The 14,126-nt window shown below is 49.5% G+C and carries 17 protein-coding genes and 2 tRNA genes; 17 read left to right on the plus strand and 2 right to left on the minus strand.

Annotated features, from left to right (window positions below; all coding sequences use genetic code 11):
- The first annotated feature begins 50 nt into the window (after positions 1-50).
- The 3 genes from SPIRS_RS09070 to tsaD are packed head-to-tail and all read left to right on the plus strand — an operon-like array spanning position 51 to position 2,888.
- Positions 51-896, plus strand: a complete 846-nt coding sequence (locus SPIRS_RS09070) for a sigma-70 family RNA polymerase sigma factor (RefSeq protein ID WP_013254384.1) — start codon at positions 51-53, stop codon at positions 894-896.
- Between the two features lie 31 nt (positions 897-927).
- Positions 928-1,872 carry a divergent polysaccharide deacetylase family protein gene (locus SPIRS_RS09075; RefSeq protein WP_013254385.1) on the plus strand — a complete coding sequence of 315 codons (945 nt, stop codon included), beginning with the start codon at positions 928-930 and terminating at the stop codon, positions 1,870-1,872.
- A 2-nt stretch (positions 1,873-1,874) separates the two neighbouring features.
- Entirely contained in the window at positions 1,875-2,888 is a 1,014-nt protein-coding gene (gene tsaD / locus SPIRS_RS09080) for a tRNA (adenosine(37)-N6)-threonylcarbamoyltransferase complex transferase subunit TsaD (RefSeq protein ID WP_013254386.1), read from the plus strand.
- 9 nt (positions 2,889-2,897) lie between these two features.
- Here the strand turns inward: tsaD and SPIRS_RS09085 are convergent, their stop codons facing one another.
- Positions 2,898-3,983 carry a nucleotide-binding protein gene (locus tag SPIRS_RS09085; RefSeq protein ID WP_245537743.1) on the minus strand — a complete coding sequence of 362 codons (1,086 nt, stop codon included), beginning with the start codon at positions 3,981-3,983 and terminating at the stop codon, positions 2,898-2,900.
- On the opposite strand from SPIRS_RS09085, the gene SPIRS_RS09090 reads away from it, so the two are divergent.
- The 14 genes from SPIRS_RS09090 to rsfS all read left to right on the plus strand — a co-directional run bounded on the left by SPIRS_RS09090 (position 3,952) and on the right by rsfS (position 13,743).
- Complete coding sequence (locus SPIRS_RS09090) at positions 3,952-4,485, plus strand: adenine phosphoribosyltransferase (protein ID WP_013254388.1); 534 nt, start codon at positions 3,952-3,954, stop codon at positions 4,483-4,485. The genes SPIRS_RS09085 and SPIRS_RS09090 overlap by 32 nt on opposite strands.
- A 56-nt stretch (positions 4,486-4,541) precedes the next feature.
- A tRNA-Gln gene (locus tag SPIRS_RS09095) sits at positions 4,542-4,612 on the plus strand.
- Positions 4,613-4,620: 8 nt separating this feature from the next.
- Positions 4,621-4,692: transfer RNA gene (locus SPIRS_RS09100), tRNA-Glu, on the plus strand.
- Positions 4,693-4,793: 101 nt separating this feature from the next.
- On the plus strand, positions 4,794-6,497 hold the full coding sequence (locus SPIRS_RS09105; protein WP_245537744.1) for a DUF5312 family protein: 1,704 nt from the start codon (positions 4,794-4,796) through the stop codon (positions 6,495-6,497).
- Positions 6,478-7,200, plus strand: a complete 723-nt coding sequence (locus tag SPIRS_RS09110) for a polyphenol oxidase family protein (RefSeq protein ID WP_013254390.1) — start codon at positions 6,478-6,480, stop codon at positions 7,198-7,200. Before SPIRS_RS09105 ends, SPIRS_RS09110 begins: the two co-directional genes overlap by 20 nt.
- A 54-nt stretch (positions 7,201-7,254) precedes the next feature.
- Positions 7,255-9,036 carry an arginine--tRNA ligase gene (gene argS, locus SPIRS_RS09115; protein ID WP_013254391.1) on the plus strand — a complete coding sequence of 594 codons (1,782 nt, stop codon included), beginning with the start codon at positions 7,255-7,257 and terminating at the stop codon, positions 9,034-9,036.
- A 71-nt stretch (positions 9,037-9,107) separates the two neighbouring features.
- Positions 9,108-9,422, plus strand: a complete 315-nt coding sequence (rplU, locus tag SPIRS_RS09120; protein WP_013254392.1) for a 50S ribosomal protein L21 — start codon at positions 9,108-9,110, stop codon at positions 9,420-9,422.
- A gap of 15 nt (positions 9,423-9,437) precedes the next feature.
- Complete coding sequence (locus SPIRS_RS09125; RefSeq protein WP_013254393.1) at positions 9,438-9,776, plus strand: ribosomal-processing cysteine protease Prp; 339 nt, start codon at positions 9,438-9,440, stop codon at positions 9,774-9,776.
- 6 nt (positions 9,777-9,782) lie between these two features.
- Positions 9,783-10,040: a 50S ribosomal protein L27 gene (gene rpmA / locus SPIRS_RS09130; protein WP_013254394.1), complete on the plus strand. Its 258-nt coding sequence runs from the start codon at positions 9,783-9,785 to the stop codon at positions 10,038-10,040.
- Between the two features lie 10 nt (positions 10,041-10,050).
- Positions 10,051-11,055, plus strand: a complete 1,005-nt coding sequence (gene obgE, locus SPIRS_RS09135) for a GTPase ObgE (protein WP_013254395.1) — start codon at positions 10,051-10,053, stop codon at positions 11,053-11,055.
- Positions 11,052-11,618, plus strand: a complete 567-nt coding sequence (gene nadD / locus SPIRS_RS09140) for a nicotinate (nicotinamide) nucleotide adenylyltransferase (protein ID WP_013254396.1) — start codon at positions 11,052-11,054, stop codon at positions 11,616-11,618. The genes obgE and nadD overlap by 4 nt, the downstream gene beginning before the upstream one ends.
- Positions 11,615-12,226, plus strand: a complete 612-nt coding sequence (gene yqeK / locus SPIRS_RS09145) for a bis(5'-nucleosyl)-tetraphosphatase (symmetrical) YqeK (protein ID WP_013254397.1) — start codon at positions 11,615-11,617, stop codon at positions 12,224-12,226. The genes nadD and yqeK overlap by 4 nt, the downstream gene beginning before the upstream one ends.
- The gene (locus SPIRS_RS09150) at positions 12,198-13,403 is read left to right on the plus strand and encodes an LCP family protein (protein ID WP_013254398.1); all 1,206 of its coding nucleotides are present in this window, start codon (positions 12,198-12,200) and stop codon (positions 13,401-13,403) included. Before yqeK ends, SPIRS_RS09150 begins: the two co-directional genes overlap by 29 nt.
- Position 13,404: 1 nt before the next feature.
- Positions 13,405-13,743, plus strand: a complete 339-nt coding sequence (gene rsfS, locus SPIRS_RS09155) for a ribosome silencing factor (RefSeq protein WP_013254399.1) — start codon at positions 13,405-13,407, stop codon at positions 13,741-13,743.
- Between the two features lie 89 nt (positions 13,744-13,832).
- On the opposite strand, the gene SPIRS_RS09160 is transcribed toward rsfS, so the two are convergent.
- The gene (locus tag SPIRS_RS09160) at positions 13,833-14,093 is read right to left on the minus strand and encodes a hypothetical protein (protein WP_013254400.1); all 261 of its coding nucleotides are present in this window, start codon (positions 14,091-14,093) and stop codon (positions 13,833-13,835) included.
- Positions 14,094-14,126: the final 33 nt, after the last annotated feature.

Consider the following 14,126-nt stretch of genomic DNA (forward strand, 5'->3'; position numbering starts at 1 on the left):
TTTTCAATTTTTATGGCATGGTTTTTGCTTTTATTTGATAGGAGCTAACTATGACGAAGATTGAGAAACACAGGCAGGAAGATGACGCCCTGCGAAGTTATTTTGATGAGATTAAACAACACAAGCTGCTTACCTTCGAAGAAGAGCTGGAACTCTCCCGAAAGATTCAATCGGGTGATGAAGCCGCTCGCCACCGTCTCATTGAGGCAAATCTTAGGCTTGTAGTGAAAATCGCCAAATCGTATGTGACACCAGGGTTTGGTCTCCTTGATCTCATTCAGGAAGGAAATATGGGACTCATCAGGGCCGCTGAAAAATATGATCACCGAAAACAGGTACGATTTTCCACGTATGCGGCATGGTGGATTCGCCAGAGTATCGTACGGGCAATTGCAAAGAAACAGAAGGCAATTAGGCTTCCGCATAGGAAAAATAATCTGCTGAAGAAGATTCAGCGTACCTATTATCAACTCAGCCAGGAGCTTGAACACGAACCTTCGGCCGAAGAGATCGCTGTGGAAATAGGAATTGAACCCTCCATAGTCGACCAAATGCTTCAGGTTGGGAATCCCGTTGTTTCCCTCGATTGTGAGATTGGCGATGATGCTTCGACCCTTCTTGACATGCTGGAAGATTCAACCTATGAACCGGAGCGTGTCTGTATAAACAAGTCGATGCAGGAAGATACCATGCACTTTCTCGACCATCTGAAAGAGCGCGAACGCCAAATCCTCTTGTACCGGTTTGCCTTCTTCGGCGGGAAAAAATATACCCTGAAGAAGATTGGAATGGAGATGGGTATCAGCCCGGAGACGGTACGTCAGATTGAAATGCGTGCGATCAGGAAGCTGCGGGACCATGCGGAGGAGATGAAAGACTATCTTCACCGAGCTTGACCAAAGCCCTATGAACGAATAGTGTGATGGGGTGACGGAGAAGAAACGACCGCCGAAAACCAAACCGACCCAACTATATTTGCTGCTGGGAGTCATTATAGTATTGCTCCTTGCGGCATTGTTGCTTTTTCCGGGAAAGACAGGGTCGCGAAAGCAGGAACTTTCGGAGGGTCGGGACGATTCTCCCTCTCAGCAGGAAGCGCCCCCTGATTCAGAGACTGCTCCCGTTGCGGTGCAAAACCCCGCCGAGGATCTGAAAGGCGGGAAGCCTCTTCCCGGTCAGAAGGTTCCGGCAAAGCCGTCACGTGGAGAGCTTGCCATCATCATCGATGATGTTGGGTATAGTCTCAAAGAGCTCCGTCCCCTGCTTGCCTTTCCGGGCCCCATCACCTTTGCAATCCTTCCGGGTGTTACCTATTCCAAAGAGGCTCTCAAGGAGATCCTTCAGGCCGGAAAGGAGGCCATACTTCACCAGCCCATGGAGGCGATCGGGGGAAATGACCCGGGCCCCGGTGCCATCTATACCTGGATGGACACTGCTGCTGTTCGCGAACAGCTGGATAAGAATTTAAAGGAGCTCAGGGGCGTTAAGGGAATCAATAATCATATGGGTTCCAAGGTGACCTCTGATCCCCGAGTGATGGAAGTGGTCTTGGAAGATTTGAAAGAGAAAAACTTGATGTTTATAGACAGCAGGACTACTGCAGAGACGGTCTCAAGGGGGATTGCGCAGCGCCTGCATATTCCGTATCAGGAAAGGAGCGTTTTTCTGGACAATACTCAAGAGCGGGAAGAGATCCTCCAGGCTTTTCAGGAGGGGCTGCAAAAGGCGGAAAAAAACGGCCGGGCAATTATGATTGGCCATGTATGGTGTCACGAGCTTGCCGAAATTCTACTGGAGGTGTATCCTCAGGCCCTTGAAGAGGGGTTCGAGTTCCTTTCTGTAAGTGATCTGATTGATGATACTGCGGAGTAAGCATGCTTGTTCTTGGCATTGAAACATCCTGTGATGAATGCTCGATTGCCGTTGTAGAAGACGGCAAAACAATTCGCTCGAACATCGTGGCGACTCAGATCGATCTTCATCGGGAATTTGATGGGGTGGTACCCGAGATTGCCTCTCGTCTCCATACCGAGTGGATTTCTTCGGTTTTTAGGAGATCACTCGAAGAGGCTGGCATTGCTAAAGAGGACATTGATGTTGTGGCGGTGACAAGCCGTCCGGGGCTCATCGGTTCTCTGTTGGTTGGGCTTTCCTTTGCAAAAGGCCTTGCCTTTGCCCTCGGCAAACCCTTGGTGACGGTCGACCACATTCGTGCCCATCTCTACGCCCCCCATTTAGAACACAGTATCGACTATCCCTATCTTGGACTCCTCGTTTCAGGCGGCCATACCGTGATCGGGATCGTCCGAGAGTACGACAGCGTTGAAGTCCTGGGCACAACCATAGACGACGCCTGTGGAGAGGCCTTTGATAAGGTGGCAAAACATTACAAGATGGGCTATCCCGGAGGGGTGGCTATCGACAAGCTTGCAAAGCAGGGGGATGACTCCCTCTTTTCTTTCCCTGACCCTTCATTGCACAAGGGGGATCATCGATACGATGTCTCCTATTCCGGCTTGAAGACTGCGGTCATCAATCAAATTACCCAGTTTAGCTCTACGCCCCCTCCATATCGTAACGAGGATATTGCCGCAAGCTTTCAGAAGGCTGCCGTCGGGATGTTGATGAAACGCCTGAGATACGCCATTGATGACACGGGGATTCGCCGCGTGGTGGCCGGCGGTGGAGTTGTCGCCAACTCCCGTTTGCGTCGTGAGCTTTCCGAGCTTGAGGATGTGGAGGTTATCGTTCCTTCGATGCGGTTGTGTACCGATAATGGTGCAATGATAGCGGGGCTGGGCTATATGATGTTCGTAAACGGCATCACCTCATCCTTGGCCGAAAATGCCTCATCAAGGGTCGCTGCCTTTAGGCGAGGCTATCCGTAAGGGAAATGGTCAGAACGCTTCACCAAGCTGCCGGATATCCTCGTTCTCCTCGAACAGTGCCGGTGCTTCTGGTATTGGAGTTGAAATAAGCTTCTTTGCAATTAATGTCATAGCCCTGCCGAATTGACTATCCGGATGGTTCTGATAAAAAGGACGGCGTTCGATAATGGATCTGGATATTCCTTCTTCCCGCTTCAGAAATCCGATATACTCCATTTTGATGCCGACATTGCGGGTTGTTATGGAGCGAAGTTTGCTACCGAGTAAAAGGTCCTGGTTACTGGCCCCCATATTAAGAACAATCCTCGGGTAGAGCTTGCCCAGCTGTCTGCGGCATTTCTCCGCCGCTTCCTGCGAAAAATCTTCCATCCCGGCCAGAAGATCTGAAAAATCGTTTCCCGATCCCTCCAGCCGTTCGGTCATAAACTCGGAGATAAAGTTCCGTTCTTCACTTTTGGAGGGAAAGGTGCGGAAGAGAAGTCTGAAGACCGCAGTCTTTAGAAAGGAATAGGAGCTGAGGATCGCGGTTGTTTCAGGGCTTGTAACGATGAGCCCCGAAGAGGACATAAGGAAAAAATCAACGACATTATAGCTGCTGCCGGCTCCTAAATCCAGAAGAACAAAGTCGGCGGTCAGTTGCTCCAGCTCTTTCATGATCTTGAGTTTGCGGAAATAAGGAAGATTGGCAGTGCCCGGAAGCAGGGCATCACCCGGAATAAGAAAAAGCCTGGGGATTCCTGTATCTACAAGGAGCGATTCCAGAGACTCCGCCTTTTTGTAGATAAAACTGCCGATGCCTGCATGGCGATTTTTGACCCCAAGACAGGTATGAAGGTTGGAACTTCCGAGGTCGAGATCGACAAGAATAACCGTTTTCCCCAAGGAGGCGAGGGCTATACCCAGGTTGGCGGTGAAAACCGTTTTCCCGACGCCACCCTTTCCACTGGCAATAGGAATAATTACCTGCATATCGATAACAGCATAGAGGAGAGTGTCGGAAAAAGCAATGATCTGTGCCATCCCCTCTTTCGCTTTCGGGTAAAATTGTATTATGGTGGCTTCTATGAGTGCCACATACGATTTCGATGCAGCCATACGAAGAATACCCGATTTTCCCAAACCTGGTGTTCTTTTCTACGATATTACCTCGTTGATTGGAAATGCCGAGGCATTTGGGGCTGTGATTGACACAATGAAGCATCTTTACCAGGGGCGGCGTATTGATGCCATAGCAGCGGTTGAGGCCCGGGGCTTTCTCTTTGCCACTCCCCTTGCTTACCTTCTGAATCTTCCGACGATTCTGATTCGGAAAAAGGGTAAGCTTCCCGGAGCCACCGTAGAGCGCTCTTTCTCCCTTGAATATGGTGAGGATACGATTCAAATCCATCGTGGCGATATACCCATAGGGGGGAATGTTCTTATTGTTGACGACTTGATTGCCACAGGAGGTACCATCCGCGCTGCGGTGGATCTCCTTCGTGAATCTGGTGCCTGTGCAAACGAGCTTTTTTCCGTCATTGGCCTACCTTTTCTTGGTTTTAGGGAGCTTCTTTCCGATTGCAGCATCGAGACATTGGTTTGCTATGAGGGAGAATAAAAATGTAGGAGTTGACAAAAATAAGGCTTTTTAGTAGATTCCCATGTACCAAACGTTGGCCGATAGTGTAATGGTAGCACAACAGATTCTGGATCTGTTTGTGAGGGTTCAAATCCTTCTCGGCCAGCTCTTTATGGTCCCTTCGTCTATCGGCTAGGACGGAAGATTCTCAGTCTTCAGAGAGGGGTTCGATTCCCCTAGGGACTATTCCTACGATAAACGCTCGATAATCGGGCGTTTTTTTGTCTCTCGCTTTCCCTTTGAAAATCCTTGTGTTTTATTCTCTTGTCCGCTATCTTATTAAAACCATGAACAGAGAAAGCTCTTTCGATCGTTTGGTGCAGGCCCTTTCAACCGAAGAGCGGCAGACGATGCTTGATCGTATTCGTACCGCTACAATGACCAGCGATGAACCTCTGGTATTGGAAGAGACGACCGAAAACTATACGCCTCGGGACTCTTTTGCCCGCCTTGGGTTTTGGAAGCGGCTTTTTTGTTTTCTGAAGGCACTTTTCACCGGTACCGATAAATACGAAATTGTTGAAGAACTTGATATTCAACGTCTTGCAAAGGATGTGGAAAAAATGAGTCCCTCCGTGCTCAACTACGGGCAGGGGGAGATCGGTATAGGATTTTACGATCGAATCGCCAAGCTTGAGGCTTCTCTTACCGTACTCAGACCACCGCTTAGAACTGCCCTCGGTGGATCGAAAGAGGAGTTCGTTGCTTTCTATGTCGGTTGGATTATGCCCCTTGTGCAGGAAGAGCTGCTTACTTTGCTTGATCCTGAGAAGCTTGCCTTTGAGCGTTCTCTCGAAGACCCCTTCGAGGTGAAACGAGCGATTGAATCTTCCCTTAAGGAATACCTTGCAGAGATTCTCGATAACGACAGAAAGCGGCTCTACCAGCAGGCCAGGGCGTTGAGTCTCCTCAAGCAATTTGTTGACTTTCCCTTTTCCAAGCTGCTTCAACCCTTTACCAATGCCGATGGCAGGGTTTCTCCCGTTGCGATGAACGAAATACGGGGAACCTTATTTGAATTCGATGCCCTTCTTTACTCATTGGAACCTCTGCCCGATGATGATGCCTTAAAGGCTGTTTTTATGTTCGATATGCAGAAGGATCTGGATGAACGGGATTTTAACCCTGCGGATCAGCTTCTGAAGATGATGGACAGCATCTCTTGGGCATGGCAGGTCATTCGTCAGACCGCCGCCGAGTTGCGTGTCAACGACCTTTGTCGGATCGTGAGTAGGAACCTCAACTATCAGGCCGAATCCGTGGGTGGGGGGGAAGACTGGTTTCAGATGTATCGGAAATTCTGGCAGAAACGGTGCGATGCCGTACTCGGCCGCTATATTGAAGAGTCTAAGCGGAAACAGATCATTCAGGATGCGGTAAAATTCCTGAAAAAACGTGAGCTGCCCCTATTGGATAACTATCGTCCAGCTTCGGTGATGCTGAATGTCCGTCCCCGCTTTCCCATTAGTCTTAGTTTTATTGCTTCTTTTGTGAAGGAGCTTTTTCTCCAGGAGCTGCACAGCCCTCTTAAATTGATTCTTATCGACGGGCAGTTCTATAAGGAACAGAATAGGGAAGAGTACAACGAGTCCTACAGCGGTATCTTGAAGGTTGTCGACGACATTGCGTACATTGATTCGGCGCTTGCCCCCGACGGGGCCTTGCAGGGTGAGTTTGAGCAGCTTTCGAAAGAGGTCCTCGGCACGAAGATTATCCGCAAAAAAGTCGAGGTCCGAATCGGAGAACTGGACCGTGAGGCCGATAGGATTATCAACGGATTTGAGGAAAATCTTCGACTTTTGGCAAATGTCATCGGTGGCATTGTAGACGGGGAAATGGGGGGACGTTTCGATACTCTCAGTAATCTTGGTTATATCGGTAAGAACGATAACAGCAACCTCATGCGCCGTTTAAAGGCCATTAAACAGATTTTAGAAAAGGCAATCTTTATTTGCAGGGAGTTGTACGACATTGAGCGAAATCTCGGTTAGTAATGATTTTCTTCGTTTTTTTCCCTTTTCCGATCCGAAGGTGCAAGTTGATATGTCGCTTCGGAGCCTTGGTGATATGAGTGATCCTGAGGGAGAACCCCGTCGCGGCTTCTACGAGGAAGCAGGCCTTTTGAACCGGAGAGTTTTTACGCTGCAGCAGGTCCATTCCCGCCGTATCGTTTACGTAGATGGAAGCGATCTTCCCATTGCCGTTTCCCGAATGGAGGGTGACGGTCTTATCAGTCGTGATCCTTCTCTTGTCCTTGGCGTCACCGTTGCGGATTGTCTGCCGATTTTTCTTTTTCATGCCAAGAGCGGGACCTTTGCCGCGCTCCATAGTGGCTGGAGGGGCACCGGTATCGTCTCTGATGCATTGGAGGCGTTTCGGGCGAATTGGGCCATCGCCCCGGACGAGGTAGAGGCCTTTATCGGCCCATCAATCGGCGGATGCTGCTATCGGGTGGACGAAAAGCGGGCTCGGGATTTTTCCCGACGCTACGGTGATGCCGTCCTTCGAAAGGAGGGGCGGGAGTTCTACCTCGACCTCGGTGAGGTAAATGAGCGCTTGCTGCGGATCTCCGGGGTACGTCAGCTGGTACGGGAGAAAAGCTGTACCAGCTGCGATGATCGTTTCGGCAGTTATCGCAGAGAGGGGCCCGAAGCCTTCCATAGAATGCTTGCACTGATCGCCTTTTTTCAGTAAAGTTTTTCCTCGAATACAGCGACCACCCTCTATGGTCGAAAGGAACAGAACATCATGGCCGACATTACCGATACGAAAACCCTGTGGAAAGGTGCCGTTGCCGACGCCTTGTTTCGCCACGCTGAAAGTATGGAGCTCTCCTTCCAGCGACCAGACCCCGCGTCTTTGATTGCGGAGCGGCCCCCGAAGCCGGAAATGGGGGACCTTGCCTTTCCTATGTTTCCTTTTGCCAAGCTTTTTCGCACATCTCCGATGGCCATTGCAAGTGCCGTGGCCGATCATGCAAAGCAGACGGCAGCGGCACTTGGTGCCTCAGGTGAGGTCGAGGCTTCCGGCCCTTATGTAAATGTCCGTTACAATCTTGCTTCGATGATGCCGGGTTTGCTGAAGCAGGTTTTTTCCGAGGCAGAAGCTTATGGAAAAACCGATCTGTATGCTGGCGAGAAGATCATGATTGAATTTTCCTGCCCCAATACAAATAAACCCCTTCATCTTGGCCATTTGCGAAACGATGCTCTGGGAGAAAGCGTAAGCAGGATCTTAAAGGCCAACGGCGCCGATGTGAGAAAGGTAAATCTCATCAATGACCGCGGTATTCACATCTGTAAATCCATGCTTGCCTATTCTGTTTTTGGTAAAGGAAAAAGCCCGGAATCCGAGGGGTGTAAAGGTGATCACTTTGTCGGTGATTATTATGTGAAGTACAATAGCTGGGCGAAAGAGGAACCCGAGGCAGAGGAACGAGCCAGGGAACTCTTGAGAAAATGGGAAGCCGGTGATCCTGAAACCGTCGAACTGTGGAAAACCATGAATCGCTGGACCATCGACGGCATAGGTGAGACCTACCGGAAGACCGGCATCTCCTTTGACGATATCTATTATGAGAGTAAAACCTATTCGGCAGGCAGGGATGAGGTGCTGAAGGGCTTACGCAACGGTGTCTTTTATAAAGAAGAAGACGGCTCCGTTTGGGTTGATCTTGCCGAGATCAATCTGGACAAAAAGGTTCTTCTGCGAAGCGACGGAACGACCCTCTACCTTACCCAGGATATCGGTACGGCGATCGCAAGGCATGGGGATTGGCCCTTTAAGCGGCTTATTTATGTTGTGGCTTCCGAACAGCAATACCATTTTAAGGTTTTGTTTCATGTTTTGAAGAAGCTTGGTTTCGATTGGGCCGAGAACCTTTACCATCTCTCCTACGGTATGGTCAATCTTCCTGAAGGCAAGATGAAGAGCCGAGAGGGGACTGTTGTGGATGCAGACGACCTTATTGCGGAACTAAGTTCCATGGCTGCTGCGGAAATCAAGACGAAGGGAAGAGAAGGTGATGTGGGAGATGTCGAGAAAACGGCAGAAGCGGTAGGACTTGCCGCTCTCAACTATTATCTCCTGCAGATTTCTCCTGCAAAGGATATGATCTTCGATCCGAAGGAATCGATCTCCTTCAACGGTAATACCGGTCCTTACCTGCAGTACATGGGGGCGAGGATCAGCAGCATGCTGAGAAAATTCGAAGAGCGAAGCGATGAGTTCAAAGGGGCGACAGTGGATCCCTCGCTCATTACCACGATTGAAGAGCGGGAGCTTATCAAGTTGATATCGTTGTTTCCTGAAAAGGTCGCTCAGGCTGGAGCGGAATTTAATCCCTCTATCGTTACCACCTATTTGTATGATCTGAGCCGAACCTTTAGTCGCTACTATCACGATAATCAGATTTTGAACAATGACGATAAAAATTTGGCCTTTACACGACTTTCCCTGGCGAAAGGGGTTCTGCAGGTCCTGAAAAATGCCTATTGGCTTGTGGGGATCCCTTTTCTCGAAGTGATGTAGCTTGACCCCCATTGCCTTGTTATGGTATAAGTTCGTCTACGTATTATTATGGATTGATTGAGGTTGGATTGATGTACGCACTGGTTGAAATTAAAGGAAAACAGTACAAAGCCGAAAAAGGGGCTCTGCTTACGGTCGACAGACTCGATACACCCGAAGGTCAGGAGCTGGAGTTTGATTCGGTCCTGCTTACCAGCGATGGCGAGAAGGTAAGCGTAGGCACTCCCTATGTTGATGGTGTTAAGGTAAAGGTCTCCGTTGAAGGAGAAGAAAAGGGTGATAAGGTCACTATTTTCAAATTCAAGAAGCGGAAAGCCTATCGAAAACGACAGGGCCATCGGCAGAAGTATTCTTCTATTCGGGTTACCGATATTATCGGCGCCTAAGGCAGGAAGGTTCGGATGGTAACGGTGGTCGTCTCTCTTGACGAGGCCGGAATCGTCCGGGAAATGACGGCGGAAGGACATGCCCTTGGTTTTGCCAAGGGAGAAAATCCTGTTTGTGCCGCCGTTACCGTTCTTGTTCGGACCTACCTCCGTTGGATCGAGATTGGAGGGATAGAGTCCGTTGAAGGAGAAGCGCCGAAATCCGGCGTTTTGTATGCGAGTGTCGGTAAGCCCTGCCGGGAACGGGAGTCCCTTTTTCAAGGTGCTTCGCAGTTCTTGCTGACTGGTCTTTCCGACCTCCATGAGACATTTCCCCGACAATGTTCGTTGAGGGTAAAAAGATTCAAGGAGTAGCGTGAAATGGCACATAAAAAAGGTGGCGGAAGTTCCAAGAATGGTCGAGACTCCGCATCACAGCGGCTCGGAGTAAAGCGTGCCGGCGGACAGGTCGTAAAGGCAGGAGAAATCATCGTCAGACAGCGTGGGACGAAGTTTCATCCCGGTTTGAATGTCGGCAAAGGAAAGGACGATACCCTTTTTGCCAAAGAGGCCGGGACCGTCGTATTCAAGAGACGACTTGGACGACACTACATCAATATCGACCCCATAGCACAATAAGTCAAAACTCGTGTTTGGTTTCGCTGATGAGACCTATATAGACGTTGCCTCCGGATCCGGAGGTAACGGCGCCATTTCCTTTCGTCGTGAAAAATATGTCCCCAAAGGGGGACCCGATGGTGGTGACGGGGGAAACGGCGGAAATGTCGTCTTTCTTGTCCGGAAAAATTTGCGAACTCTTGCCCATTTGAAAAAGGAACGCCACTTTCGTGCTGAGGCTGGGCAGGCCGGCAGCGGTCAGCGTCGGCATGGTCGTAACGGAGCAGATGCTGTTATTCCGGTACCGCCGGGGACCATTTTGCGTGACCCCCAGAGCGAAGAGATCATAAAGGATCTTGCGGAATTGGAGGAGGGGGAAAGCTGGATTTTTCTCTCCGGAGGCCGCGGCGGCAAGGGGAATACGCACTTCAAATCCGCACGACGTCAGATTCCCCGTTTTGCTCAGGATGGGGAAGAGGGAAGTCAGGCCAGGGTGCATGTTGAACTTCGCCTGATTGCCGATATAGGTTTTGTCGGTTTTCCGAATGCCGGAAAATCAAGCCTGCTGAAGGCCGCTACCAACGCAAAGCCTGAGGTCGCATCCTATGAGTTCACCACAAAGATTCCTAATCTTGGAATGATGAATATCGGCTATAGGGAGCTTATCCTTGCCGATATCCCGGGCCTTATCAGGGGTGCCTCGCAGGGAGCCGGTCTCGGGCATACCTTTCTTCGGCACATCTCTCGTACAACAGGGCTGGCCTTTCTTATCGACCTTTCAGATGATCGCTATGCCGAGGCCTTTCCCGTTCTGCTTAAGGAGCTTGCCTCTTACGATCCTGTTTTGGCCGAGAAACCGAGGCTGATCGTTGCTACGAAATTGGATCTTCCCGAAACGAAGGGGCGCTTTGAAGAGTTGAAAGCCTTATTACCAAATGAATCGATCGTGGGGATTTCCACTTTTACCGGTCTTGGGCTTCGGGAGCTGGGCCAGGCTTTTGGTCGACTCTGCGAAGAAGCGGAGCGTTCGAAATGAGGATCGCCCTCTTCGGAGGTAGTTTTAATCCGATCCATGTGGGGCATCTCCATCTTGCTGATGAGCTGAGGACCGATGGAGGGTACGATCAGGTTGTTTTTATTCCTTCTTTCGTTTCTCCCCACAAAAGCCCCGACGATCTGATTGACCCCCAGCTTCGCCTTGAGATGGTTCGGAAAGCTGCAGAACCCGCTGGTTTTATCGTCGATGATTGTGAAATCAAACGGAAGGGTGTTTCCTACACTGCCGATACTGTCGATTATATCTATCGAACGTATGCATTTGAGGGGAAACCGGCTCTTGTCGTAGGCGATGATCTTCTTGATGGCTTGAACGGATGGAAGCGTTGGAATCACCTATCTTCAATGGTTGATGTAGTCGTTGCTAGACGGGAACAGGATACACTTCCTTTATGCTCCGAACTCTCCGTTGCCATTGAAAACCTTCTTCTTCCCATTAGTTCGAGCGATATCCGGAAACGGGTGCGAGATGGAAAGGCCTATCGCTTTCTTGTTCCCGAGATTGTTTACCACATGATTGAGGATCTTGGCCTGTATCGATGAAGATGAATCTCGAGAAGATGTATCAAAGAGTCGATGTCGAGGCAAAACGCCTGCTATCTCCCTCGCGATATCAACACACTGTTCGAACTGCCAAGACTGCGGTCTGCTTATGCAGGAGGTTTAACGCGGATGAGAAGCTGGGAAGGCTTGCTGGAATTGCCCATGACCTTGGGCGAGGTGAGAAGCCTTCTGTGGTTCTTGAAACGGCCAAAGCGGCGGGGCGCAAGGTCAGCCCGGAAGAAGAGGAGCACCCTTTGTTGCTGCATGGCTGGTATGGAGTCCGCCTTCTGAAAGCGATGTTTCCGGATTGTCCCGTTGCCGTCTGTGAAGCCGTCGAGTTTCATACCGCAGGAAAACCAGGGATGGGTAAGATCGCCAAGATCATCTTTTGTGCCGATTATCTTGAACCAGGCAGGGACCATCTCGATCGGACATTGCTGGAGATGAGTGGACGTTGCGAAACCCTGGATTCCCTCTGTATTGTTGTGCTCGAGCATCAGCTTGCCTATCTACGATCACAGGGCAGACGGATTGTCAAGGAGTCGCTCCTTTTATATGATGAGCTAAAACGAGGTAGTTGTGAGGAGAAAAACAGGAAACTCAAATAAGGCACTGCTGCTTTTGGCGGTGTTGCTTCTTATTCTCGGAATAACGGTTGTTTTTTTATACGTTAATACAAGAACCGACGAGATTGCCGCTCTTCGTTCGGAACAGCATTATATCCCTGTGTTGTTTTCCGTTCACAAAGGTGATGAGCATCTCTTTTCGGAACTTTTTATCTACCATCCGCTTACCGGGAAAGGCGCTTTTTTCGATATTCCGGGAGAACTCGGTATGATGATACCCTCATTAAAGAGAATCGATCGTATTGAAACGATTTTCGATCCGGACCATCCTGATGAATTTCGAAATGCCGTGGCAAAAATGACGGCGATAGATATTCCGTATCATATCATCGTTTCCTATGAGGATCTCGAAGGTGTGGTGGATCTCATGGGAGGCGTTGATCTCTTTATCGCCAATCCTGTTGAATATATGGAAAACGATCAGATCGTTCTCCTCCCGTCCGGAAGCGTCAGACTTGATGGTGCAAAGGCTGCACTGTACGGAACCTATCATGATCCCGATGAGTCGGATATTGAACGCATAAACCGGCGTCAGCGTCTTGCCCAGGCTTTTTTCGGACGGATGGGGGAAGAAGCTTCCTTACTCATGGAAGGAAGTGCTGAGAAGCTTTTGCACAAACGTATTTCCACCAACCTCAATAGACGGGCCTTCTCTTCTTATCTTGAATCGCTTACTCTTTTTGATGCTGATCGGGTTGTATTTCAACGTATTCTGGGGACGATACGGAATGTCGATGGGAAGGAACTCTTGTTTCCTCACTATGAGGGGAAGGTCGTCCGGGAAGCGGTTGAACAAACCCTCGTTTCCATCGCCAGTGAGGAAATCCTGAGTAATGAAGAGCTGACATTATCACTTGAGATTTTGAATGGCACTTCAAGAAATGGCCTGGCGGGAAGAACCTCTACGGTTTTTAAGGGCTTTGGGTATGAGGTCGTCGGCATTGGAAATGCACCCGAAACCGAGGTTGAAAAGAGTTATGTTGTCGATCATACAGGTGATATCACAAAGGCTCAGCGGGTAGCGAACCTTATCAGGTGCAAGGATGTTCGAAGCGCTTCGGAAACATCCCTTGCTTCAACTACCGATAGTGATGTTCTTATTGATGTAACTATTGTTTTAGGAAAGGATTTTGATGGAAGATACTGTAAGGAGGAATGAGATGAAGCGGGCGGCCCTGGCGTTGGCGGAGGAAATCAGTAGCCATAAGGGCGAAAACACGGTCCTCATCGATTTGACGGGAAAAAGTAGCTGGACGGATTATTTTCTTATTTCGACGGTAAACAGTCTCGGACACCTGAAAGGAATGGTCCGCAATGTAAAAGAGAGGCTTGCCGAACTTGGAGTAGAGCTACTTCAGCGACATAAACGTATCGGAGAAGACGGATGGGAGCTAATCGATTGCGGCTTTTTGGTGATACACCTCATGACCAAGGAAATGAGGGATTTTTACGACCTTGAACGACTTTGGTTTGAAGGTGACGTAATTTTCAGGGAATAAACCATAAAGCAAGATAAGAGAGGAGGAAGAGCCGCTTTTTTTCACGTGGCTGGTCCTCCCTCCGTTTTTTTTTCCGCCCTTACATCGTTTCAGGCATCAAAATCGTCGTAATCCAGACCATCGTCGTAGTCGAGGTCTTCTTCGTCGAGGAATTCGCCTTCCTCTTCGTCGAAATCCTCTTCGTCATCCAGCCCTTCGTCGAGATCTTCTCCGTACTCTTCATCAAGCAGTTCGTCTTCGAAGTCGTCGAAATCATCATCAAAGTCAGACTCGTAATCGTCAAAGTCGTTGTCGAGATGATCGTCGTCAGCGCTGGATAAAAAATCCAAATCTTCCAATTCGTCCATCATTACGTACGTGAACCCTCCCTCAAAAAGATTCTC

The sequence above is a fragment of the Sediminispirochaeta smaragdinae DSM 11293 genome (assembly GCF_000143985.1).
Taxonomy (GTDB): Bacteria; Spirochaetota; Spirochaetia; order DSM-16054; family Sediminispirochaetaceae; genus Sediminispirochaeta; species Sediminispirochaeta smaragdinae.

Bases quoted from the DNA above. Each gene is read 5' to 3' on its own strand.
- SPIRS_RS09070 (WP_013254384.1), top strand. From the start codon at position 51: ATGACGAAGATTGAGAAACACAGGCAGGAAGATGACGCCCTGCGAAGT.
- tsaD (WP_013254386.1), top strand. From the start codon at position 1,875: ATGCTTGTTCTTGGCATTGAAACATCCTGTGATGAATGCTCGATTGCC.
- SPIRS_RS09090 (WP_013254388.1), top strand. From the start codon at position 3,952: ATGAGTGCCACATACGATTTCGATGCAGCCATACGAAGAATACCCGAT.
- SPIRS_RS09085 (WP_245537743.1), bottom strand. From the start codon at position 3,983: ATGGCTGCATCGAAATCGTATGTGGCACTCATAGAAGCCACCATAATA.
- SPIRS_RS09105 (WP_245537744.1), top strand. From the start codon at position 4,794: ATGAACAGAGAAAGCTCTTTCGATCGTTTGGTGCAGGCCCTTTCAACC.
- argS (WP_013254391.1), top strand. From the start codon at position 7,255: ATGGCCGACATTACCGATACGAAAACCCTGTGGAAAGGTGCCGTTGCC.
- rplU (WP_013254392.1), top strand. From the start codon at position 9,108: ATGTACGCACTGGTTGAAATTAAAGGAAAACAGTACAAAGCCGAAAAA.
- SPIRS_RS09125 (WP_013254393.1), top strand. From the start codon at position 9,438: ATGGTAACGGTGGTCGTCTCTCTTGACGAGGCCGGAATCGTCCGGGAA.
- rpmA (WP_013254394.1), top strand. From the start codon at position 9,783: ATGGCACATAAAAAAGGTGGCGGAAGTTCCAAGAATGGTCGAGACTCC.
- nadD (WP_013254396.1), top strand. From the start codon at position 11,052: ATGAGGATCGCCCTCTTCGGAGGTAGTTTTAATCCGATCCATGTGGGG.
- yqeK (WP_013254397.1), top strand. From the start codon at position 11,615: ATGAAGATGAATCTCGAGAAGATGTATCAAAGAGTCGATGTCGAGGCA.
- rsfS (WP_013254399.1), top strand. From the start codon at position 13,405: ATGAAGCGGGCGGCCCTGGCGTTGGCGGAGGAAATCAGTAGCCATAAG.
- SPIRS_RS09160 (WP_013254400.1), bottom strand. From the start codon at position 14,093: ATGATGGACGAATTGGAAGATTTGGATTTTTTATCCAGCGCTGACGAC.